We start from the raw sequence: 21,680 nt of genomic DNA on the forward strand, positions 1-21,680 counted from the left end.
CGATTGCACTCACGGCGCTCGTGGCATACGGGCCCGGCCTGATCGGTGAGACTCCCGCGGCGGAGCTCCACAAGACCGGCAAGGCGGCCCAGGTGGCCCCGGTCTCGGGCTCCATCCCCGCGGGCCTGCCCGCGCGCCTGCTGGTGGGGCTCTTCGAGGACACCGGGCAGACGTGGATGAAGAGCAGCGGGGTGCCGTGGGACGTGCGCTACCGCTACTTCGTCAAGGGCTGGATCGACAACTGGGGCTATGGCCCCGGCAACGGCCAGTGGGGGCTGCAGTTCCTCCAGGAGTGCCAGTCCCAGGGTTTCCTGCCCGCCATCCAGTACTACCAGATCAACGGAGAGCCCGGCGGCGGCGAGGACCAGTTCCTCGCCAAGGTCCGAAACGTCTCCACCATGCGGAGCTACTTCTCCGACTTCAAGGCGCTCATGCAGCGGGCCCGCGAGTTCGGGAAGCCGGTGCTGGTGCTCGTGGAGGCGGATGGCTTCGGGCTGCTCCAGAAGCAGACGCAGGGCAACCCGGCCGCGGCCGCAGCGGTGGCCAGCACCGGACTGCCGGAGCTGAGCAAGCTGCCGAACACCGTGGCGGGCTGGGGGCTCGCGTTCCTCCAGCTGCGCAAGGCGGTGGGGGCCAGCAACGTCATCCTGGGCATCCACGTCTCCGCCTGGGCAGGAGAGGGGGATCTGGCGCACTTCTCCGTCACCCAGCCACTGCAGCCCGAGGTGACGAAGGTCCACACCTTCCTCAAGCCGCTCGGGCTGGCGCCCAACGTCACGGGCGCCACGTGGGACGTGCTGGTGGGAGATCCGCTGGACCGTGACGCGGAGTTCTACAAGCGCACCGCCAACCAGGACCGCTGGTGGGACGCGAGCGACTCGGCTCCGGTTGCGTCCAAGAGCTTCAACCGGTACGCGGAGTGGCTGCGCCTGTGGAACGTGACGTCGGGCAAGCGCTGGGTGCTGTGGCAGATCCCGCTGGGGAACTCGAACCACCTGGACGTGGACAACAAGCGCAACGCTCCGCGCGAGGGCTATCGCGACAACCGGACCGAGTACTTCTTCGGCCCCAACGGCGCCGCGCACCGGCAGAAGTTCGCCAACAGCGGAGTCATCGCCCTGCTCTTCGGCAAGGGCGAGGGGCGGCAGAGCTCGTACACGAATGACGTGTACAAGGACGGGCAGCTCTTCATGAAGAGCCGCGCGGGCGCCTTCCTGAAGGCGGGTGGACTGTCCATCCCCGCATCGGGTTCTGGTGCGACAGGCGGGACGGGACCTGCTCCTTCGCCGCCGCCTCCCTCCGCGCCAGCGCCTGCTCCTACGCCGGTGCCTGCTCCTGCTCCCACCCCGTCTCCTGGCGTGGCCGCGTACCAGTTCGAGAGAGGCAACCAGGGATGGACGCGCTGGGGGCCTCTCATCCAAGGCGTCGCCAGCTCCACTACCCGAGCCTTCCAGGGGAGCCGCTCCCTGGAGGTGAAGGTGGCCGGCGCGCCGAAGGGGATGTCCAAGGTCTACGTGTCGGGAGCCTCGGTGCCTGCGGGACGGACGGTGTCCTTCCGCGTCTGGTTCCCCAGCGGCAGCCGCATCAGCGCGCTCCAACCCTACGTGTTGCAGGGAGCCGCTGGTGGGTGGAAGTGGAGTGGGTCGTGGATCGCGACCACGTCCTTGAAGGCCGGCACCTGGAACACCGTCACCCTGCCCATTCCGGCGGGCGCGGTGTCTCCGTTCCACGAGCTGGGCCTGGAGATCTTCACCGATGCCGCGTGGACGGGGCCGCTCTACGTGGACTCGGTGAGCTGGTAGTGGCGCTCGGCGCGCGCGCCATACGCCTCCAGGAGCAGTGACCCCAGGGCGCATTGATCGTGGAGTGATCCCGCCCGCGGAGCTGAGTTCTCCGCGGAGGGAGGCCGTTTGGAGCAGATGGGCAAGTACCAGCTCGTGCGCAGGCTGGCGACCGGTGGGATGGCCGAGGTGTTCCTGGCCAAGGCCGCTGGACCCATGGGCTTCGAGAAGGAGCTGGTGGTCAAGCGCATCCTGCCCCACCTGGCCGAGGACCCTCAGTTCGTGGAGATGTTCCTGTCCGAGGCCAAGCTGGCGGCGCGCCTCAACCACGGCAACGTCGTCCAGATCTTCGACTTCGGAGAGCAGGAGGACTCGTACTTCATCGCCATGGAGTACGTGGAAGGGCTCGACCTGAGGACGCTCTCGAAGAGGGCGCTCCAGCGCGGCACTCCCATCTCCTATCCGCTCATCACCCGCATCGTCTCCCTGGCCTGCGAGGGGCTGGCCTACGCCCACGAATTGGTGGAGCCCCAGAGCGGACAGTCCATCGGCTTCATCCACCGCGACATCAGCACCGACAACATCCTCGTGTCGAAGACGGGGGGCGTGAAGGTGGTCGACTTTGGCATCGCCAAGGCGGCCAACGTGGGGCAGCAGACCCGCACCGGCGTGCTCAAGGGGAAGCTGGCGTACATGCCTCCGGAGTATCTGCTGGGGACGCCGATCGACCTGCGGGCGGACATCTATGCCCTCGGGGTGGTGCTCTATGAGCTGATCGCGGGCCGCAAGCCCTTCGTGGCCGAGTCAGAGGCCGTGCTCGCGCAGCTCATCGTCCAGGAGCCTCCGCCGGACATCCGGACGTTGCGCTCGGGCGTGCCTGCGCCCCTGGTGCATGTCCTGGGACGGGCGCTCCACAAGGATCGAGAGGCGCGCTACAGCAGCTGCCGCCAGATGCAGGTGGATCTCGAGCGCTTCCTCTTTCAGTGCAGCGAGCCCGTCGGAGCGCTCCAGATTGCCGAGCTGGTCAAGGCCCTGTTCGCGGTGGAGGCCTCACCCAAGCGCCGTCCGTCGAAGGATATCTCCGGGGTGGCGTTGAGCACGGGACGGCCGGTCTCCCATGGGCTCACCCGGCCTCAGAGGGCTGGTCCTCCCATCGCGGCGCTGCTTCCTTTAAGGGCCGAGCCGGAGGCGCTTCCCGCTCCGGAGACGGAAGGCCCGACGGAGCCGCTGGAGCGCTCTCGCATCACCCCCGCGTCTCGCGAGGACGCGGAGGTCGAGGAGGTGCTGCGGCTCGTCTCCCGGTCGCGCTGGCATTGGCCCGTGGCGCTGGCCGTGGGCCTGCTCGTGATCCTGGCAGGTGTGTCGTTCGCTTCTTTCTCGACGCCGGAGCGCTCCAGCGAGGACTCCGCTTCCGTGGCGGCGCGGGAGCCTCTTCCAGAGCCACCGGTCGCCCCGGCTGTTGAGCCCTCGCTGCCTGAGCCTCGAGCCCTTCCTGTGGCGCCGCCAGCCGAGCCTTCTGATGGCGCCGAAGGACGCTCGGAGACGCCGGTGACACAGCCGGCGCCCCCGGCCGATGTGTCCACCTCCGGGACTGCGAAGCTGGTTCTGCTGAGAGTGGATGCCAGTCTTCCCGCTCAGGTCTGGATCGACGGTACCCGGAAGGGCCCTACGCCCTGGGAAGGGAGCCTGAAGCCGGGGTTCCACAGGATTGAGATTGATGGAGAGGAAGAGGGGAAGCAGTTCAATCAGGTGAAGAGCGTACGCCTCGTGGCTGGTAGGTATCCCACGATCTTCTTCCCCATCCAGCGTGCGAAGGTCCTGGTTCGAGGCAAACCCAATGACATGAAGGTCCTGCTGCTGGATGGGCAACCGCTCGAGGGGAGCGGGGAGGTGGACGTCTATGAGGGGTGGCACCTCCTCAAGCTCCAGCACACCCCCACGGGCAAGATCTACTTCACGGAATGCGAGGCCAAGGCAGAGGAGCGGCTGTGCAAGTTCGACGTGAAGCTGAAGCGATAGCGCAGGGCGGTCCGATGTATCGAAGCCATTCCAGGCTGGCGCTCCTGGTGGCGCTGATGCTCGGGCTAAGCTGGGGCGAGGCCTGGGCTCAAGAGGTCAACGTTCCGGTTGCCGCCGGCTGCTCCCTCCATGCCAGAAGAGCCCACGAGCACTCTGGAGGACACGCGCTCGTTGCGTCCCATCTCCCGCGAGGTGATCGAGAAGCGGGTGCTCGACATGAAGGAGTGGCTGCTCGCGAACGTGCGGGACCCGAGAGAGCGCCAGGGCCCGCTCGAGCAGCTCGGCCAAGCGCTTCAGCTTCTCGAGCGCTCGGTGAACGCTCATGAGCGCATGTCGATTGCCATCGACCTGGACGGCATCGAGGAGCAGCTGGCGCGGCGCTTTGGCCGGAAGATCCAGGCGTCGGCCTTGCCGGCTCCTGTTCCCGCGGACCGGTAGCGCTCTCGCTACGGGCCCCCCGCCGGCACCCGCGTGTAGACCTTCACCGTCATGCCTCGGGTTTTCGGCTCCTCCTTCTTGTTGGGCTCGAAGCGCAAGGGGTTGTAGTGAAGCGGTTCGCCCGCGGACGCTTCGGACCACTGGCTGAACAGCCCTTGTGACGCCTGGATGTTCCTCTGGGGGGGGACAGTCGAACACTTCACGGGGTTGCGCGATCCGATCCGCACGAGCTCCCAGGGCCGGAACCTGCCATCTGGATCCCGGCTGGATTCAAACTCCACCACGAAGACATAGCAGCCCGCGGCCAGTGCCTCCTCGGAAGGCGCGGAAGCCGTGTCTCCGGTGCTCGATGGAGCCTCCCCGCCCGCTTCCGGCTCCTGTTCCTTCGCCGCGGCTTCGCTCTCGGGTTGCGCCTCGGAAGGGGAGGGCTCCACCGTGTCCGGAGCGGAGGAGCGAGGAGTCGGCTCGGGCGGTGGTGCGATGGGCGCCTCTGTGAGGCGGAGTGGCTGGGGATTGGAAGGATCCGACACCGCCCTGGGCTTCGCGCGATTCATCCAGAAGAAGCCCCCTGCCAACGCGCCCACGAGGAGCACGCCTCCAAGCACAAGCGCCACGCCAGCCCCGCCACCCTTGCGACGAGGCGCGCCAGGCCGCACCTGGGTCGCTCCGGCAGGAGGCATCGCGGGCTCGGGCTCGGGAGAGGCCTGTGCCTTGTCGCGCCTTGGGGCCATCATCACCGTGGGGGTCTGGCCACGCCACTGGGCGAGTTGTTCCTGGAAGGCGCCCGGCACCTGCACCTGCCGCCCCGTGCTGGCGATCTCCTCACGGAACAGCTCCTCGACGAAGTGCGAGAGCGACATCGCCGAGAAGCGAGGCGCGGTGGCCGCCAGGAACTCCGCCAGCGCGTCCCCGAAGGCGTGACAGGACGCGTAGCGGTCCTCTCGCTCCACCGCGAGCGCCTCCATCACGATGGCGTCCAGCTGCTCGGGGATGCTCGGGTTGAGCTCCCGAGGCCGCGGAAACTTCCCCTCCATGAGCCGAGGCATCGCCACTTCCGGTACGTCCTCGACGGGGAGCTTCCCGCACAACAGCTCGTAGAGGACGATGCCCGTGGCCCACACGTCGGTGCGCGCATCCACCTCCTCGCCCGCCGCCTGCTCCGGCGAGAAGAAGAGGTACTTGCCCTTGACGATGCCCGGCTCGGTGCTGAACCCGCGCAGCTCTCGCGCCTTGGCGATCCCGAAGTCGACGATCTTGACCTGGCCTCCGTAGCTGACGAGCACGTTCTCCGGAGAGATGTCGCGATGGACGATGCCCAGCGGCTGGCCCTTGTCATCCGTGCGCGTGTGCGCGTAGTGCAGTCCGCGGCATATCTCCAAGGCGATGAAAGCCGCGACGGGGGATGGAATGGTGGGCATCCCCGCCTTCTGCGCGCGCTTGAGGAGGCGGTGGAGCGGCTGCCCGTCCACGTACTCCATGGCCAGGAAGTAGTCCCCGCCGACCCGGCCAAAGTCGTAGACCTGAGCGATGTTGCCATGAGAGAGCGTGGCCGAGATGCGCGCCTCGCTGATGAACATGGCGATGAACGCCTCATCGTTGGCGTGCTCGGCGAGCACTTTCTTGATGAGCACCGGCTTGGTGACGCCCGCCTCGCCCAACAGCCGGGCGCGATAGGTCTCTGCCATGCCACCACGCCCCAGCCAGGACACCAACTCATACCGGCCGAACTGCTCTCCAGGTTCCAGAGACATTGGGTCCATCCTAAACGACCCGTCGTGCCTCGTGCACGGACCCAACAGTCCGGTGGAGTCAGGCTCCTCACGCGCCAGTTCCGCGCGGCAGATCGCCCTCGGCCAGAGGGCGGCGCCTTGAGAGCGGCGGGTGGCTCGGCTTGGGAGCGGCGGGAATCGAACCCACGGCGAGGCGAGAGCGAAACCCCAAGCAGGTCGCGCTGTTACCGGCTAACGCCTTGATCTCACTTCGGGTCGCTCCCCCTCTCCGTCCCGTCTCGTCCCGCCTCGTCCCGTTCAATTCCCCGCTGGAGGGTCACACTGGGGGCACATGCGGCCCAACTCGGTCCAGCACGCTTGTGACAGGTGGTGATGACGAGCCCTCAACCCATGCCTCCTCCGATCCACGCGAGCCTCCACTCAACTCCACTCAACTGCTCTCGGCGCTACTCGGGGTCAGGCGAATCTACTTCCTGCGGCGTGAAGGAGGGCACGAGTTTCAGCTTCATCTCCACCCGCTTCCCGACAGCGAACGTCTTCCCAGCCACTTTTACGAGAGTTCCCCAGGAAGACAGCGGTTGCTTCCGCAGCCACTCCTCAGCACGCGCCATGTCTGGGAAGACATGTGCAGGATCGACTGAGGAGGGGGCGACCCTGTCAGTGTCGTGGAGGTACTCACGGAACGCCGTGAACTGGTCGGTCACATAAAGATAGTGGAGTGCGTTCGCTGCGGCACTGATCGCATCGCGCGCAGCTTCCGGGACATGCTCCACCGCGCTCTCAAGAGCCTGGCACAGGGCTTCAAATTCGAAGTCTTCGGGTCGTGTCGTCAAGAGACCGCACCTCAGAGAGCCGCGAGAGGAACCAGCACCAGCACGCCCGCCCCTGCCGTGCCAATGACAAAGGCGGCCCCAGCCACCAGGACGATGCTACCCACCAACACCTCCGTCTTGTTCCGCTTGAGCCAGTCTTGGGCGGTCTTCATATCCGGGAACATCAGGGGCTGCGCCTCCATCTCCTTCACACATTGCATGTACTCTTCCCGGCACTTCTCCGTGCAGTAGTTGTGGTGTTGCGCGCCACCACGCTTGCGTGGCCAGGGAGGCTTTGAGTTCCAGCACCGTCTGAAGCAAGCGATCTGCTCTGCCGCACAGTCGCGCGAGCCAGTGCCCGTGAACACGAGTTCGAAGGCACGCGACTCGCGAGGGTCCTGCCTCGATTCATGCGGCGGCACCCCTCGCCCCTCAAGCCGTACCGCCTCAGAGCCGCCGCGCAACGTGGGCTGGGCGTTTTGGCATGCCACGAGCATGAGAAGCAGCGCGGCTGCGGAGCACCTGAATGCTGCGCACATGGGAAACCGATGCATAAGAGCTCCTCGAGCGCCTCCATACTGCCAGAGAGGGCTGAGGCCCGGTACTTGGTGCGACGGAGACCGAGCTTCCTCAAACGGGGCCAGAACCGAAGCTGGAGGAAGCGAGCCTGCCGCCTGGGGTAGCGACCAGCTGGAGCCGAAGAGGAAGCGACCGCCGCAATTGGATTGGGCCGGGCTGCTGCTCTCAGGCCGAGGCCTCTTGCCTCGCCCCTCAGAAGAGGGCTTGGGCAGGAGCGAGCGGACGGATCCTCGCGTTTCGCCGACTCCTGGTGTGCAGTACGCTCTGCAGCAGCGTGGAACAGGGGAAACGAGCACGACCTCCACACCGACGACGAAGGCGGCGAGGTGGGCGCGACGTCTTTTCCGAAGGGGAATCGAACGATGCCGAACCGCCGCGAACTGGTCGAAGCGATCGCGGAAGCTCTCCATCCGGTGAGCGCCAACCAGCTTCCTGCAGTTTGTACCCGCCTGGGGCTGCGCGAGGGCACGGTCGACGAGGCGATGTCGAGCAAGCGGACGTATGTGCGCACCCGGCTCGAGGGGCTCCCGGATGCTGACGTGGTAGCCTTCGGAGCTCGTGTGATGGTGGAGCGTCCCACCCTGACGCTGAAGAAGACGCTCGACCTCCTTACCTCCGACGCCCAGCATTCGATCACAGCGCTCACGCGAGACGCTTTGCTGGACGAATTGTTCTTGATGGGCGGTTCGGCAACGCATCGGGCGACATCTGGCAGCACATGGTCAACAACGATGACTGGGAATGGTCGTACCTTTACCGTGATTACCTCGGCGTGATGGGCTCGCCGGACGGCGAGTTTCTCCACTTCCTGGAACAAGTCGTGCATCCCATCGTGCGTAAGGGTGACGCCCAGGGGCGCTACGTCGACGTCATCAACCGGCACCTCGCGGCGGATGGGTACCGTCTCACCATCGCCAAGCACGTTTCGGGGTACCCTGAGTTTCGCGCGTCCAGGCTGCGTGGAGGCGTCGAGAAACCAGTAGAGAACATTATCTTTGCTGCAAACGGGCCGAAGCCGGAGATTGTCCTCGACGATGCGGTGAGCAACGACATTCGCATCGTCAAGAACGAGGAGTTCTGCCTCGTGTACGACCGTCCGATATCCCCCACAGGGCTCTACTGGGAGGACCTCGTGGCGTGGTGGGCCGAACGCACCGGGTGCTCCGACGAGGGGTCGACGCCGCGCGCCCTGTACGAGCGCCTCCGCGACTCTGTACCCGCCGGGCCCGAGCGAATGGTATTCTCGACCTACTATCTGGAGTTCAAGGAGCTGGGTGACGAACTTCCCGCGCTAATACCTCAGGTCTACCTCCACTACGACCCGTACACGTTGCGCGAACTCGGCGGGAACAAGCGGCTTCCGAGGCAGCGGATGGATTTCCTGCTCCTGATGCGCAATCTCCGCCGCGTGGTCCTCGAGATCGACGGCGTCCAGCACTACGCCGAAGGCGAGCGAGCCAGCCCTGCGCGGTACGCGGAGATGGTTGCGGAAGACCGCCGGTTGAAACTCGCGGGCTACGAGGTCTACCGGTTCGGCGGGGCCGAGTTCGCCCAACCGCCCGACGCAGTCAAGCGGATGATCCGAAGCTTCTTCGTCGCGCTGCTCGGTGCGACGCCTGCAAGCCGGATCAGCTGACCGCCACGACGACAGACCGCCTTGGAGAGCCGATAAGAAAAACCCAGCAACTCATTGAGATTGCTGGGCTTCTCGGGATGGAGGCGGCGGGAATCGAACCCGCGCCGGGCGGTGCGAAACCCCTAGCAGAATCGCGCCCTTACCTCGTAACCGCCCGGAATGCTTCGGAGTCGATATCCCGCCGCGTCCCGTTTCGTCCCGTCCTGTTCCATCCGGTTCCGCAGGCTTCTGCGACATACGTGCAACATGGCGAAGCCCTTGCCCCCTTCGCTTCGGGCCGTAGAGGAAGCCGTATCCGTCCGCTCAGCGATGTGCAGCAGGACCTTGTGGAGAGGAGCGAGATGGGACACCCCTGAGCCCATGTCTAAGCTAGCCGACAAGCCGCAGTGGGTCCTCATCGCCGAGCAATTCGAGCAGAGCGGGCTGACGCAGGGAGCATTCGCCCAGCAGCATGAACTGCGGCTGAGCACCTTGCAGTCGTGGATCTACCGCCGCTGGCGCCAGGGTGCTGCGCAGCCTGCACCGTCCGTGCGCCTGCTGCCTGTAGAGGTGGCGACGCCACGAGAGCCCCAGGTGGCAAGCGTGGAGGTGCTCACGCAAGGTGCGGTGCGAGTGCGTTTCGAGGTGGGCACCGACGTTTCCTACGGGGCACGGTCTACGCTGACGGATTCCCTACTTGTCAGCGTCGAGGACCACCGAGACGAGGCAGGCCTTGTCGTTGCGCGCGAAGCCCAGGCGGAGGCTGCCCCAGGGCTGGGAGTAGTTCAGATAGATCGGAGAGTCCGGGGGCTGGCGAGGCGTGGGAACGGAGAGCGCAGGGGAAGACCCAAAGTGGTGCTGTGCCTCCTCTTGGGTCACGCACGTGGATGGGTCAATTTCGAACAGAAGCAAGCCATCCTTGCGGCTGGACTGGGGGGTCGGCACGCGCAACTCGACGTTCTGGAGGGGAGCTTTCGCCGTGTCCCTCGCGCGGTAGACCGTGAAGTATTCATTGGAGACAGAGACCTCGGGCTTGAGAGAGGTCTCCATGAGCCGGTTCACCTCTTCGGGCTTGAAGGGGCGGCTTGCAGCCAGAGTGGAGATCAGCGCTAGGATCTTCGATGAGGTCATCATGACTAGGACAAGGTCTCCAGTGTACCACTGCCGTCCATGGAATCAGGGGCCTTTCTTGACCGCATGCTTGTCGTAGTGCTCCTGGTAGGGCTTGGCGTAGTAGTCATAATAGGTGCTGGTGGGGTCTGTGGAGGGAGACTCTCCCTTGGCGAACAGCTGTCCGATCTCTGCTCTCGCTTTGTCCCGATCCGCAGCGGCTGGGTACTTCGCCGCGACCTCCTCGTATTTCGCCGACTGGCTCCCGGCAATGCCAATATCCGGTCCGCCGTTCTTCAGGATTTCCTGTCGCACCTGCACGTTGATGAGCGTCGCCTCTCCTTCATCCTTGAGTGCACTCTGAACGTTCCGGTTGACATAGTCCTCACGCGACAGTCCCTCGTGGGATACGTAGGGCTCTGGCGTGTACAGCGCATGGCCTGACTCGTGGGCCAGGGTCTGGACTACCACCTGGGGGTTCTCCTTCTCATTGCTGTCGATGACGATCTTCTTCTGATCCCGATTCGCATAGCTGCCCTTACCGGCCTCACCATACTCGACAGTCCACCCTTGGTTCTTCATCTCCTTCAGGTTCGCCTGCAGCGTGGGAGATTGGGCCGCCAGCTGATCCACTTCGTCGCCCAGCCCTGTCTTCTCCCCTATGCTCGGGGCCGGAGAGGCCCTACTGGATGGGGTTGATGGAGTGGGCGCTGGAGAGCTCGGTGCCGGAGCTGCGGCTGACGCAGGCGCCGGGGCCGCCGAGGCGGCGGCCTCAGCGGCCTGTTTCTTCTTCTCGCACTCCTCGCAGAATGGAGTGCCGTTATGGGCGGCGAGCTGGATGGTGAACGCCTGGGTGGTAGAGCCGATGATCACGGTGGGACAGCCCGCCACGAGCACGCCGCCGTGGGAGGTGGGATCTCCCAGCCGCGCTGCGGGTTTTCCGCCGATGATCACAGTGGGCTCGCCTTGAGAGATGGAGTCCGAGACACCAGGGCCCACGCACAGCAAGGAATCTCCCACCCTAGCCGCTTTCTGGTAGCCGATGATGACCGTGGCTTCGCCTGAGGTTGTCGGCCCGCCCACGTGAGGAACGGGTCCCGGCTCCACCTTCGGGCAGACGTGCATGTCGGTGATGCGCGCAGCAGGAGGCATGGCTTACCTGCACTCTTGAGGCTTGAGCGATCCGTTGACGCTCAGTCTTGGACGTAACTCCACACGGAGCCGCAGGGTGCGGGAGCGCGAGGCAGAAGGCTATACCACTTCCGGGGTAGAGCTTCCGTCAATCACTCGCGGTGCACAGGACCGCCAGCGACTCGGCCCGGTCCGGAAAGCGGGAGGCCAGTTCGCGCTTCACCTGATTGCTGGGCTTCTCAGGGCTTCTCGGGATGGAGGCGGCAGCGATCAAACCAGCGCCGGGTGGTGCGAAACCTCTAGCAGAATCGCGCCCTTACCTCGTAACTGCCCGAAATGAGTCGGAGTTGTTATCCCACCGCATCCCGTGTCGTCCCGTCCTGTTCCATCCGGTTCCGCAGGCTCCTGCGACATTCGTGCAACATGGCGGGGCCGAACATGAGCCGGGGCAACTCAGTGTGCACCACGGCGGTCTACCGTCAAGCGGTCTACCGTCAAGCAGTGGCCGGACCGGCCCGAGGAGAGCGCCCTGTCGGCTCTGAGCGACAGCTACGGTACCTCCCGTCACGCTTCGGCAGTTCCGGCCCGAAGGAGAGGGGGGGGGCTCAACACCACGGTCGAGCACCTGAAAGTACGCCTGCACCCGTGTAGCGAAGCGCATCGCGCTACAGGTTCCGCGGCGTGCAAGGTCTGCAGAGACACAAGACCAGGAGCAACAAGGTCCAGCCAGCGGGGACAGTGGTGCAACCCCAGCCGTAATGGCGGCTCCTCTGGATAGAGAACCGGCGTTGGGCTGGAGCGCTAAAATTACCCGCAGCATCCATCGCGACAGTGGAGACGGTGTAGTTCCCGAAATTGACCTCGCGAAGAACGCTGGGGCTCGCGGTGAGCGTCCAGGCCGACACGGCGGACGAATCGGACGTAGGCCTCGCGGTAAGCGTTGAGGCCTCGTGGCGGGGGAGTACAAACCGCCCTTGATGCCATCGGTCCAGCGGAGATCGAAGACTTCAAGGCCGCCATGCGTAACAAGACCTCGGCGGCGCGCGCCCGGAAGGAGGCCCCCACTCAAGCCGCCATCCTCAAGCGTAAGGACGTGGCGCCCAAGCCCCTGAGCCTGAAGACGATCAACAACGTCCTGTCAGCGCTCAGCAAACTGCTGAACCTCGCGGAGGAACAGGAGGTCATCAAGCAGGCTCCGCGCGTGAAGCTCTTCGGCAAACTCCCAAAGCCCACCTTCGATTTCCTCAGCTTCGAGGAGGCCGAGCGGCTGATCGACGCTGCCGAGCCGGAATGGCGGGCGCTGCTGCTGGTGGCGCTGAAGACGGGGCTTCGCCAGGGAGAACTGATCGGGCTCCAGTGGAGCGATCTGGACTTGGCACAAGGACGGCTCAACGTGCGGCGCACCATCTGGCGCGGCGTGACGGACTTGCCCAAGGGTGGACGCGAGCGGACGGTGGACCTTCCTGCGTCGGCGGTGGATGCGCTCAAGGCGCACCGTCACCTGCGGGGCCGTTACGTGTTCTGCCAGGAGGACGGCCAGCCGCTTACTGAGGGCAAGATGAAGCAACCGCTTCGCCGCGTGCTCAACCGTGCGGGCATCAGCCGTGAGGAGGGGCGGATCGGCTGGCACGACCTCCGCCACACCTACGCGAGCCACCTCGCCATGCGGGGCGTTCCGCTCAAGGTGATCCAGGAGTTGATGGGACACGTCACGATCGAGATGACCGAGCGCTACGCCCACCTCAGCCCCGACACGCGGCGAGAGGCGGTCGGTGTTCTTGACCGGCCCCTGCCGCTTGCGCCCGCATGCGACATACGTGCAACACGGATGGAGGAAGCCGCTAACCATCCGTAAAGACGTACTAAAAAAGTGGAGGCGGCGGCAATCGAACCCGCCACCTCGGAGCGGAGGTAGTCTTCGGGGCATGGCGAAGAACCCGGGCGTGACGCTGGTTCCTGGCCACCGGGTGCGGTGGGAGGAGGGCCGTCTTCGCGTCGAGGCCGATGACGATCGCAGCCGTCTCCGCGCCGCGCTGGAGCGCCACCTCGTGATGGGGGAGGGCGGAGACACGCTCGTCTTCGGTGGCCAGGTTCGCGCCCGCTTCAGCGCTCCCTCGGAAGTGGAGGCGCTCACCGCATTCGAGGCGCGCTTTCTGGCCGACAACAATGTGCCGATGACGCTCCCTACCGGGGCGCCTCCGTTCTCTCCCCGTACGGATCTCCACACGCACTTCGCTGGGGCCCTTCCAGGGCGGATCCTGGTGGAGCTGGCGGCCGCGGAGGAGGGCGTCACCGTGCCGCGGAGCTTGCTGGTGGAGGCCGGTATCGACGCCCGCGAGGATGTCCCCGCGGCTTTGCTCGATGAACCCGCGCGCGTGCGGCTTGCTCGCAGCCTCGATGTTCAGCTCGATCGGCAGATCACGTTCCGGGACATGGAGCGCCTCTACGCGCGCCGAAGCCCGCTGGCCAAGCATCCTCGGCTCTTTTTGCCACAGCTGCGCGCCATCTGCCGGGAGCTTGCCGCCGCGGGCGTGGTCTATGCCGAACTCTCGCTCTCCTCGGCGGTGGAGCCCGAGGTGCTCTCCGCGCTACACGCCTCGCTCGATGCGCTGGAGGCGTCCAGTGGGGTCCGCCTCCGCTTCCTCGTAGCCCTGTCGCGGCATGACGATCTCGAGTGGGATCTCGATGTGCTCGATCGCGTGGAGCAGTGCCTGCCGAGCCGTGCCATCGCGGGTGTGGACATCATGGGCCACGAGACCTGCTCCACACGGGCCTTCCTCCCCGTGCTGGAGCGGGCCGCGGCGCTCGGCGGGGCGCGGCCCGGCTTCGTCGTCCGCGTGCATGCGGGCGAGAACCCTGCGTTCCCCGAGAACGTCCGCGAGACCGTGCGCGCCCTGTTGCCGTTCCCAGGTGTCGAGATCCGCATTGGCCACGGCCTCTATGGCGTCGATGACGACACGCTGAAGACCATGGCCCGCAACGCGGACCGGTTGGTGGTGGAGTTCAACCTCACCTCCAACCTCGCGTTGAACAACATCCAGACCACGCTCCAGGTCCCCCTGCGCCGCTACGTGGATGCGGGTGTGGCGGTCGTCCTCGGCAGTGATGGGGCGGGGCTCTATGGCACCTGCGCTCCAGACGAGGTGCGCGCCGCGATCGCCTGCGGGCTCGACGAGGAGCGGCTCGCGCGGCTCCGAGGAGCGGAAGAAGCGTTGCTGGCGGCGAAGCAGGAGCGCGAGCGCGCCCTGCCTCCGCTGCGAGACTGGAGCCCCCCACCGCCTGAACCGAGGCGGCACTTCACGCCTGTCCGAGCAGCGGAGATCGCGGCACGGCGCGGCGCGGTGCGCGCAGCCCAGGACCAGCGTCTGCGGGAGCTGGGGGCCACCGTGACGGATGCGGCGCCGGACCTGGCGGGCCGTCCGTTGCTGTGGCTCGCGGGGGCCTGGCGCCACGCGTTCTCCTCGTGGACCGTCGAAGAGATGGGTCGCGCCAGCGCCGTCCTCACCGAGGTCCTCCGAGGCCTCGAGAAGCGTGGAGGCGTGCTGCTGACCGGGGGAACGTGCCACGGCATGGAGGGCTTGAGCCACGGTCTCGCCGCGCAGGAGGGAGTCGAGGTGCTCGGCGCCATCGTGGAAGAGACGCTCGCGGAGGACCTCGACTGGCGCGTCCGCAGGTTCTGGCGCTGCGCGCGATCCTTGTACGAGAAGGCCGCGCCCGTGGTGCGCCTGGTGCGCGACGCCCAGGGGCTGGGGCTCTTCCTGGGAGGCGGCCTTATTGTCGCGGACGAGCAGCAGGCCGCCTACAACATCCGCGCCCGGCACGTGTACCTGTCCGGGCTGCGAGGCGCCGCCGTGGACGCCGCGCGTGCCAGCAAGCACGTCCGCTTCGTCGATGACGCAGCCGAGGTGCTGGCGGCGCTCGATGACAGGCGTCCCTGGGGCCAGCTGCGCCACCCAGGGCCCAACGACGCCGCCGACATCATCGTGTTCCGGCGCGGCGCTCAGGGCGATGACGAATTGCTGCTCATCCGGCGTCACGACGACAGTGGGGCCGCAGCGGGGCGCATGTCCCTGCCTGGGGGCTTCGTCCGCCCCGGTGAGGCACCGAAGGACGCCGCCGTCAGAGAGCTGCTCGAAGAGACGGGCCTGAGGGTGCCTGCCTCCGCGCTCGTGCCTGTCTGCATCGTGGAGGGTGGGGGACGAGACCCTCGCGACACCGAGGAGCGCTGGGTGCGCAGCCATGTCTTCGCCACCCGCATCGCTGGGGTGGCACCGGACGACACCACCGGAAGTCTCGTGCTCGGGGGCTCGGACGCGGCGGCCGCGCTCTTCGTCTCTGTCGAGCGGCGGCCTCCACTGGCCTTCGACCACGACATGCTCGTCGCCCGGGCTCTGGCCTGGCGCGATCAGTCATCGTGACATGCGAGGCGTGACGGAAAACTGAAGCCGAAGGGCGGGGCTGTCCGCGCTCAGGCGTCAGAAGCGCCTGGAATCAGGCGATTATCTCCCGGCATGGGCTCTGCAAAGAGGAGTGGTGGGTCTCGAGAAAGGACATTCCCATGCGCTTCATCCTCTCCGCCGTTCTCCTCTGTGCCGCCTCGCTCTTCACGGGCTGCAGTGAGCCGCTGGCCTGCACCGAAATCTTCATCCCCGCTGTCTCCGTGACCGTGAAGGATGCCCAGGGGAACGTCCTGAAGGACGCCCGCGTCACCTACTCTCTCGATGGGGCCGCCATGAAGGACGCCAGCTGCATCAACTCCGAGATGGGTGGTGGCTGCGCGCAGTGGAGCACCCCGGATCAGCCTGGTGACTACCTCGTGCGTGCCACCAGCTCCGATGGCTCCCGCACCGCCGAGCAGCGCCTCCAGGTGGACGGTGACGAATGCCACGCCATCGGGCAGAGCATGACTCTGACCCTTCGGTAGGGCACCCAGGCAAGGCTCCAGAGGCCGGCAGCTTTGCCCATCCCATCGCTCCCTGGGCTGGCCGTGGGTACACGGGGCGCGTAGTACTGAGGCAACCCCTCGCGTGGAGTTCGCCCATGCAGATGTCAGACATTCCCTTCGGCACCATCGACTGGTCGTCGGTCGAGCCCACCCAGCACCCGGGGGAGACCGGCAGCGCCACCTGGCGCACGCGCCATTTCGGAAGCATCCGCGTGCGCCGCGTTGATTACTCGCCGCATTACCTGGCCGATCACTGGTGCGTGAAGGGGCACATCCTGTTCGTGCTGGAGGGCGAGCTGGTCACCGAGCTGCAAGACGGCCGCGTCTTCACGCTGAAAGCTGGCCACTCCTACCAGGTGGCCGACAATGCCGAGCCGCATCGCTCGCGCACCGGGGCTATCGGCGCGAAGCTCTTCATCGTCGACTGATCCTTCCTGTTCGCCAAGAACGAGAGCCCTGTGCTCTTGCGGCTTGCGGCCAGACCTATGGTCCCCAGCCCACCCCGGGCCGCCGGTCGGTCCAGGCCAACTGGTATGACAAGTGGACCATTTCGGCCATTGCGCCCGCCGGTCGGCCCTCGTGCAACTCGCGTATGCCTCCTGTAGGCTGGTGGACTATCGCCGCGCCCAGGGCAGGCCATCCGTGTCCCGTAGCGCCTGCACCAACACGGGTGTGAGGACGGAAGCCAACCCACTGCGCAGCTCTGCTGTCTCGAAGAGCACCTGCTGAGGGTACCACTTGCCGAAGCGGCCAGCCGGCGCGTCCATGGCCACAACCAGGGTGAGGCCGGGTAGCAGCCGCTCTCCAGGCCAGGGCTTCTTGTGGCGCTTCACCTGGGCCACCGCCGCACCCAGGGCATTCAGCACACCTTGCACATGCCACCCTCCCTTGCGCGCACGCACGGTATTCACGAAGGACCACACCTGACAGTCCGGCTCCTCGGTCCACCGCAAGGCGCAGCGCACGCGAACACCCTCCCACCGCGCTTCAACCACGAGCGGAGTCTCCATCGAAGAGGGTGCGGTCAGGGGTGAGCTTGATCGGGTGCCTCGTGGCCCAGAAAGTCGAGCTCCCTGGAGTGGCTCAGGCGTGGGGTGCTCATGGATGACGCCCGCCTGGCCGCTGAGATGCCATCGCCGGGCCTCCTCCCAGGCCTCCAGCTCGTACTGCTCGGAGAGGGCAAAGGCACAGAAGGCCTCGAACCTCATGGAGCCGTAGGGCTGCACGGCCGTGTCGAGCTTGCCGCCCGGCAGCACCGTCAGGATGTCCGAGAGAGACTCGGGGGGAAGAGGCTGTCCATCCGCGAGAAGCTGCAGGCTGCCATCCTGGCCCAGGGAGAGGTGCAGCTGCTGGAGAGAGCCATCGCGCTCCTCCGCAATGGCGGCATGCAACAGGAAGTCGGCGAGACGGGAGCGCCCGCGTGCCCCCGTGTCGCCGAGATACATGCCGGGGCGCTTGCGTACCGCCGCCAGAGCATCCAGTACGACCACACGCACTGTCACGGGCAGGCGCCGCGGTGCTACTCTCCGCCCCGGCGCCGCCAGCGATGGAACGGTGCGCGGCGCCATCATTCCGCTCACGGAGAGAGCATCAGATGAAGAAGAGCCTGCGCCTGTTCGCGTGCCTTGTTGGCGGTGCCATGCTGTTTGGGACGGGGTGCGGAGGCGCTCCCGAGGAGACCTCCGCGGAGCCGCTGCAGGAGCCCACGGCCGCGCCCGAGGGCGGAGTTCATCAGCAGGCCATCTACACGGTCTGCTGGGGCACGCTCGGCGTCTACAGCGCGCCGTCCACGTCCTCCACCCAGGGGCTGTCCATGTCCTACGGCCACCGCTTCAACACGGACAGCTCGGTGTTCTGGTCGAATGGTGAGTACTGGGTTCGTGGCTACCAGTATTGCGAGGCTCCCTACTACTGCAACAACTACGGCTACGTTCGCTGGGCCGGGCTCTGCTAGCAGGCGTCTGTCCAACATGACGGGCATCGCCAGCGCGGCGATCGCCGTCGTCATCGGCCATGTCTCCGCGGGCACCTCCACCATTCGCGTGGGCTGGGGACCTTGCGTCCACAGAAGCTCCGTGGGTATGACGCGTGTTCACGGAAAGTCCGTGCATTGATACAGCGCCATATCGCCTGGGGACCCATGATGAAACGACTGCTGCTCACTGTCTTGATTTCACTGGCTGCGACGAGCCAGGCGAAGGAGCCCGCCAAGGCGAAGGCACCCGCCAAGGCGAAGGCGGCTGCCGAGCCCAAGCTGATCATCGTGGGCGTCGGCTATCCCGGGATCACCAACCTGAGAGGCGCCATCGGCCTCTCGCGAGACGGCGGCAAGACGTTCAAGGAGGTCTGGTACAAGGACAAGGAAGGCGCCAGCGTCGAGAACGTCATCTACGTGCCCGAGACGAAGCTGTTCGTGGGCGTCGGCCGGGCTGGCATCCTCACGTCGCCGGACGGCGAGAACTGGAAGCAGGTGGAGCTCCCCAAGGCCGCCCGGCTCCATGAGCTCCACTCCGTCGCGTACGGCAACGGCTGGTACGTCGCCGTGGGCGACAAGACCGACATCATCGTCTCCAAGGACGCGCAAACCTGGATCGCCTCCTGGGCCAATGACAAGGGCGAGCCCGACATCGCCAAGATGGACGAGATGAGCAAGTGGTTCGCGGAGCACTCCAAGGGGCCCGCCCCCGGGCGCATGAACTACACCGAGGTGGCCTTCGTGGGCGGGAAGTTCCTGGCCGTGGGGTACTGCCACCGCGTCCTGGAGATCATCCCGACCGAGCAGGGTGCCACGTTCGGCAAGGTCGAGGATCTCGACCCGGAGGACTGCACCAAGTCCGCCAAGCGCATCCGGCAGCACGGTGACGCCATCGTCATCACGGGGAACCGGGGCTTCCTGTCGAAGGATGGCGGGGAGACCTGGAAGGAGCTGCGCACGCTCAAGGCGGCCGGCGACAAGTGGGCGCTGGGCGTGGGGCCGCAGGGCTTCATGACCGCGTCGACCTACGGCAACTTCCTCTCCTCCCCGGACGGGGAGAAGTGGACCCCGCTGCCGAAGTACACCCGCGCCACCCCGCAGGACATTGCCTGGATTGGTGGCCAGTGGTGGATGGTGGGGCAGGGGTCCAATACGTACTGGACCTCGCCGGATGGACAGGAGTGGAAGGAGCTCAACTACACGGTCGAGTCCGAGGAAGCGAAGATGACCCAGAGCTACACGGGCATCGTCGGGGTCGAGCTGAAGTAGGGCGCGGTGCGCTCGTTCAGCACTGGAGCCCTGGCTCTACCTCCGCTTGTGTGAGGCCGTGGCGCTCATGAGAGTCTGGGCCTGCGTCACGAGCCTCACGAACTCGGCGCGCTCGGCCTGGCCCTCGGTGGTGCGCTCGGCCAGCTTGAGCGCGGTGGCCAGGCTCCAGTCCTGGGCAGAGGGGCCGTGGCGCAGGATGTCCGCGGTGGCGGCCACCGCCAGCGCGAAGCGGAAGTCCGGCGAGGCGCTCTCCAGGGAAGCTTGCACCCGCGAGCGCTCGAAGGGGAAGGACTGCTCGGCGGCCTCGGCCCCGTTGGGGGCCTTGGCGCGGATGCGCACCGTGGCCAGGGTCTGCTGCTCGCCCGTCAGCTCCACCTCATAGAGGGCGGTGACATTGTGGCCCGCGCCAATCTCCCCGGCGTCCACCTTGTCGTCGCGGAAGTCCCGGTCGGCCACGTCCCGGTTCTCGTAGCCCACCAGCCGGTAGCGCCGCACGGCCGCCGGGTCGAACTCCACCTGGAGCTTCACGTCCTTGGCGATCACCTCGAGCGTCCCGGTGAGCTGCGTCTCGAAGACCTTGCGTGCCTCCTGGTAGCTGCCCACGTAGAAGCAGTTGCCGTTGCCCTTGTCCGCCAGCTTCTCCATCAGGTCGTCACGGTAGTTGCCCATGCCGAAGCCCACCGTCGTCAGGGTGACGCCCTCGGACACGGAGCCGCGCACGCTCTCCAGCATGGACTCGGGCGAGAGGTGGGGCCCGATGTTGGTATCCCCATCCGTGAGGACGATGACGCGGGAGACGACGTTGCCGGAGGCCTTCTTCAACGCGTGACGGTAGGCCAGCTGCATGCCCGAGCCCATGGCCGTGCCACCTCCGGAGCTCAGCGAGTCGATGGCCGCGTAGATGCGCTCCTGCTCGGTGGCTGGGGTGGGCGGCAGCACGTCCTGCGTGGAGCCCGCGTAGGTGACGATGGCCACCGTGTCGTTCTCGTTGAGGTTCTTCACGGCAAGCTTCATGGCCTCCTTGGCCAGCGGCAGCTTGTCCGCGGACTGCATGGAGCCACTGGTGTCCACCAGGAAGACCAGGTGGGCGCGCTTGCGCTGCGAGCGGGAGACCTGCTTGCCCTGGATGCCCACGCGCAGGAAGTGGCGGCCCTTGCCGAAGGGAGACGGCGCACCCTCGAGGTTCACGCTGAAGGATTCCTTCTGGGGCGCGGAGTAGCGGTACTTGAAGTAGTTGACGAACTCCTCGACGCGCACGGACTCGGGCGGGGGCAGGCGGCCCTGCTGCAGGTAGCGCCGCGCCAGCGAGTAGGAGGCGGTGTCCACATCCACGGCGAAGGTGGACAGGGGATCGGCCCGGGTGTCGGTGAAGGCGTTGGGGGTATGGGCCTCGAAGGTGTTGCCCGAGGTGGCTTGGGGCTCGTGCTCAGGCCGGGAGGGGGGCGCGGCGCGAAAGGCCAGCGTCTCCTCTTCGCTGCTTCCGCCTACCGCACCGCCGAGCACTCCGCCGAGCACTCCGCCGACGACCCCGCCAACGACTCCACCCTCGACTCCACCCTCGACTTCCCCGGGCTCCTCCGCGGCGGGCAGGTCCTCGGCTACCTCTGCAAACTGGAACGCCTCGGGGGGCGGGCTCACCACGGCGGGCGGCGCGGCGGGGACCTTCAGCACAATCTCGGGCTCTGGCGGAGGAGTCCGGCTCGTGCATCCAGCGGCGATGCCCAGGGTCAGGACGGTGCGGGCACAGAGAGAGAGGCGGAGTGGCAGGGAAGGGGACATGGGGGCTCCGGGTTCGGGAGGAGAGCCTCGACGGACTGCTCTTCCTCACGCACTCAAGCTAGAGACTCCCGGAGGAGCGATGGCCGTCGCGCGTCCATGATTCCGTCATGGTTTCGTCAGGCCCCCTCCGCGGCGGGCTCGATTGCCGCCGCTTCCAGCAGAGCGCGCGCCAAGGCTGCGGTGCGGCTCACCCTGGCAACGCGCGTCGGACACTCCGGGTGACTGACCAGGCAGCCCGGCTCCGCTCGAACAGCACCATCTCATGCTGTCTCAAGAAGCACCCAGGCGAGTATGAGCGCTGCGGCGCCACACCTCCCGTCCAGCGGCCGAACCCTTACCTGCCCCCGGCCCGCACCTGAGGCGTATGAAGCGGCTCGGGCTTCCGGATGTCCGCACCCACGTCCTGGTCGCCTGCCTTTATATCCAGGCTCTCGCCCTGTTTCCGGAGCGTGCGCGGGACGCCTTCGCACTCCTACGTCGTCGAGGCACAGCATAGG

General features: G+C 66.5%; 17 protein-coding genes and 2 pseudogenes. 12 read left to right on the forward strand and 7 right to left on the reverse strand.

What is annotated here, in order from left to right; genetic code table 11:
• Window positions 1-20: 20 nt before the first annotated feature.
• The 3 genes from KY572_RS25260 (at window position 21) to KY572_RS25270 (ending at window position 4,238) form a co-directional block, all read left to right on the forward strand.
• The gene (locus tag KY572_RS25260) at window positions 21-1,802 is read left to right on the forward strand and encodes a hypothetical protein (RefSeq protein ID WP_224245520.1); all 1,782 of its coding nucleotides are present in this window, start codon (window positions 21-23) and stop codon (window positions 1,800-1,802) included.
• A 117-nt stretch (window positions 1,803-1,919) separates the two neighbouring features.
• Window positions 1,920-3,800 (forward strand): serine/threonine protein kinase, encoded by a 1,881-nt coding sequence (locus KY572_RS25265; protein ID WP_224245553.1) that lies wholly within the window; start codon window positions 1,920-1,922, stop codon window positions 3,798-3,800.
• 171 nt (window positions 3,801-3,971) lie between these two features.
• Window positions 3,972-4,238 (forward strand): hypothetical protein, encoded by a 267-nt coding sequence (locus KY572_RS25270; protein ID WP_224245521.1) that lies wholly within the window; start codon window positions 3,972-3,974, stop codon window positions 4,236-4,238.
• An 8-nt stretch (window positions 4,239-4,246) separates the two neighbouring features.
• Here KY572_RS25270 and KY572_RS25275 read toward each other — a convergent pair whose 3' ends face one another.
• The 3 genes from KY572_RS25275 to KY572_RS25285 form a co-directional block, all read right to left on the reverse strand.
• Window positions 4,247-5,989 carry a serine/threonine protein kinase gene (locus tag KY572_RS25275; protein ID WP_224245522.1) on the reverse strand — a complete coding sequence of 581 codons (1,743 nt, stop codon included), beginning with the start codon at window positions 5,987-5,989 and terminating at the stop codon, window positions 4,247-4,249.
• 425 nt (window positions 5,990-6,414) lie between these two features.
• Complete coding sequence (locus KY572_RS25280) at window positions 6,415-6,801, reverse strand: hypothetical protein (protein WP_224245523.1); 387 nt, start codon at window positions 6,799-6,801, stop codon at window positions 6,415-6,417.
• 11 nt (window positions 6,802-6,812) lie between these two features.
• Window positions 6,813-6,992 (reverse strand): hypothetical protein, encoded by a 180-nt coding sequence (locus KY572_RS25285; RefSeq protein WP_224245558.1) that lies wholly within the window; start codon window positions 6,990-6,992, stop codon window positions 6,813-6,815.
• A 729-nt stretch (window positions 6,993-7,721) separates the two neighbouring features.
• Here KY572_RS25285 and KY572_RS25290 point away from each other — a divergent pair.
• From KY572_RS25290 to tnpA, 3 genes and pseudogenes are all read left to right on the forward strand, one after another.
• On the forward strand, window positions 7,722-8,135 hold the full coding sequence (locus KY572_RS25290) for a hypothetical protein (protein ID WP_224245524.1): 414 nt from the start codon (window positions 7,722-7,724) through the stop codon (window positions 8,133-8,135).
• The gene (locus KY572_RS25295; protein WP_263451967.1) at window positions 8,078-8,995 is read left to right on the forward strand and encodes an AbiJ-related protein; all 918 of its coding nucleotides are present in this window, start codon (window positions 8,078-8,080) and stop codon (window positions 8,993-8,995) included. Before KY572_RS25290 ends, KY572_RS25295 begins: the two co-directional genes overlap by 58 nt.
• A 360-nt stretch (window positions 8,996-9,355) precedes the next feature.
• A pseudogene (gene tnpA, locus KY572_RS48185) lies at window positions 9,356-9,601 on the forward strand (IS66 family insertion sequence element accessory protein TnpA); the annotation flags it as partial.
• Between the two features lie 66 nt (window positions 9,602-9,667).
• Here the strand turns inward: tnpA and KY572_RS25300 are convergent.
• Both KY572_RS25300 and KY572_RS25305 read right to left on the reverse strand, forming a co-directional pair.
• Entirely contained in the window at window positions 9,668-10,108 is a 441-nt protein-coding gene (locus KY572_RS25300; RefSeq protein ID WP_224245525.1) for a hypothetical protein, read from the reverse strand.
• Between the two features lie 42 nt (window positions 10,109-10,150).
• Window positions 10,151-11,236 (reverse strand): PAAR domain-containing protein, encoded by a 1,086-nt coding sequence (locus KY572_RS25305; RefSeq protein ID WP_224245526.1) that lies wholly within the window; start codon window positions 11,234-11,236, stop codon window positions 10,151-10,153.
• Between the two features lie 946 nt (window positions 11,237-12,182).
• On the opposite strand from KY572_RS25305, the pseudogene KY572_RS25310 reads away from it, so the two are divergent.
• The 4 genes and pseudogenes from KY572_RS25310 to KY572_RS25325 form a co-directional block, all read left to right on the forward strand.
• Window positions 12,183-13,070 (forward strand): annotated as a pseudogene (locus KY572_RS25310) (tyrosine-type recombinase/integrase); the annotation flags it as partial.
• Window positions 13,071-13,140: 70 nt separating this feature from the next.
• The gene (locus KY572_RS25315) at window positions 13,141-15,633 is read left to right on the forward strand and encodes an NUDIX domain-containing protein (RefSeq protein ID WP_224245527.1); all 2,493 of its coding nucleotides are present in this window, start codon (window positions 13,141-13,143) and stop codon (window positions 15,631-15,633) included.
• A gap of 140 nt (window positions 15,634-15,773) precedes the next feature.
• A complete protein-coding gene (locus KY572_RS25320; RefSeq protein WP_224245528.1) occupies window positions 15,774-16,139 on the forward strand; it encodes an Ig-like domain-containing protein in 366 nt (121 codons plus the stop codon).
• Window positions 16,140-16,255: 116 nt separating this feature from the next.
• Window positions 16,256-16,588 (forward strand): DHCW motif cupin fold protein, encoded by a 333-nt coding sequence (locus tag KY572_RS25325; protein ID WP_224245529.1) that lies wholly within the window; start codon window positions 16,256-16,258, stop codon window positions 16,586-16,588.
• 186 nt (window positions 16,589-16,774) lie between these two features.
• Here the strand turns inward: KY572_RS25325 and KY572_RS47860 are convergent, their stop codons facing one another.
• The gene (locus KY572_RS47860) at window positions 16,775-17,662 is read right to left on the reverse strand and encodes a hypothetical protein (RefSeq protein WP_224245530.1); all 888 of its coding nucleotides are present in this window, start codon (window positions 17,660-17,662) and stop codon (window positions 16,775-16,777) included.
• A gap of 92 nt (window positions 17,663-17,754) precedes the next feature.
• Between KY572_RS47860 and KY572_RS25335 the strand changes: the two genes are divergently transcribed.
• Complete coding sequence (locus KY572_RS25335) at window positions 17,755-18,114, forward strand: hypothetical protein (protein WP_224245531.1); 360 nt, start codon at window positions 17,755-17,757, stop codon at window positions 18,112-18,114.
• A gap of 186 nt (window positions 18,115-18,300) precedes the next feature.
• The gene (locus tag KY572_RS25340) at window positions 18,301-19,404 is read left to right on the forward strand and encodes a beta propeller repeat protein (RefSeq protein ID WP_224245532.1); all 1,104 of its coding nucleotides are present in this window, start codon (window positions 18,301-18,303) and stop codon (window positions 19,402-19,404) included.
• Window positions 19,405-19,440: 36 nt separating this feature from the next.
• On the opposite strand, the gene KY572_RS25345 is transcribed toward KY572_RS25340, so the two are convergent.
• The gene (locus tag KY572_RS25345) at window positions 19,441-21,183 is read right to left on the reverse strand and encodes a vWA domain-containing protein (protein ID WP_224245533.1); all 1,743 of its coding nucleotides are present in this window, start codon (window positions 21,181-21,183) and stop codon (window positions 19,441-19,443) included.
• Window positions 21,184-21,680 lie beyond the last annotated feature (497 nt).

The sequence above is a fragment of the Hyalangium gracile genome (assembly GCF_020103725.1).
GTDB classification, from domain to species: Bacteria; Myxococcota; Myxococcia; order Myxococcales; family Myxococcaceae; genus Hyalangium; species Hyalangium gracile.

Coding starts and splice junctions, on each gene's coding strand:
- KY572_RS25265 (WP_224245553.1), top strand. CDS start 1,920: ATGGGCAAGTACCAGCTCGTGCGCAGGCTGGCGACCGGTGGGATGGCC.
- KY572_RS25275 (WP_224245522.1), bottom strand. CDS start 5,989: ATGTCTCTGGAACCTGGAGAGCAGTTCGGCCGGTATGAGTTGGTGTCC.
- KY572_RS25290 (WP_224245524.1), top strand. CDS start 7,722: ATGCCGAACCGCCGCGAACTGGTCGAAGCGATCGCGGAAGCTCTCCAT.
- KY572_RS25295 (WP_263451967.1), top strand. CDS start 8,078: ATGGTCAACAACGATGACTGGGAATGGTCGTACCTTTACCGTGATTAC.
- KY572_RS25300 (WP_224245525.1), bottom strand. CDS start 10,108: ATGATGACCTCATCGAAGATCCTAGCGCTGATCTCCACTCTGGCTGCA.
- KY572_RS25305 (WP_224245526.1), bottom strand. CDS start 11,236: ATGCCTCCTGCTGCGCGCATCACCGACATGCACGTCTGCCCGAAGGTG.
- KY572_RS25315 (WP_224245527.1), top strand. CDS start 13,141: ATGGCGAAGAACCCGGGCGTGACGCTGGTTCCTGGCCACCGGGTGCGG.
- KY572_RS25320 (WP_224245528.1), top strand. CDS start 15,774: ATGCGCTTCATCCTCTCCGCCGTTCTCCTCTGTGCCGCCTCGCTCTTC.
- KY572_RS25325 (WP_224245529.1), top strand. CDS start 16,256: ATGCAGATGTCAGACATTCCCTTCGGCACCATCGACTGGTCGTCGGTC.
- KY572_RS25335 (WP_224245531.1), top strand. CDS start 17,755: ATGAAGAAGAGCCTGCGCCTGTTCGCGTGCCTTGTTGGCGGTGCCATG.
- KY572_RS25340 (WP_224245532.1), top strand. CDS start 18,301: ATGATGAAACGACTGCTGCTCACTGTCTTGATTTCACTGGCTGCGACG.
- KY572_RS25345 (WP_224245533.1), bottom strand. CDS start 21,183: ATGTCCCCTTCCCTGCCACTCCGCCTCTCTCTCTGTGCCCGCACCGTC.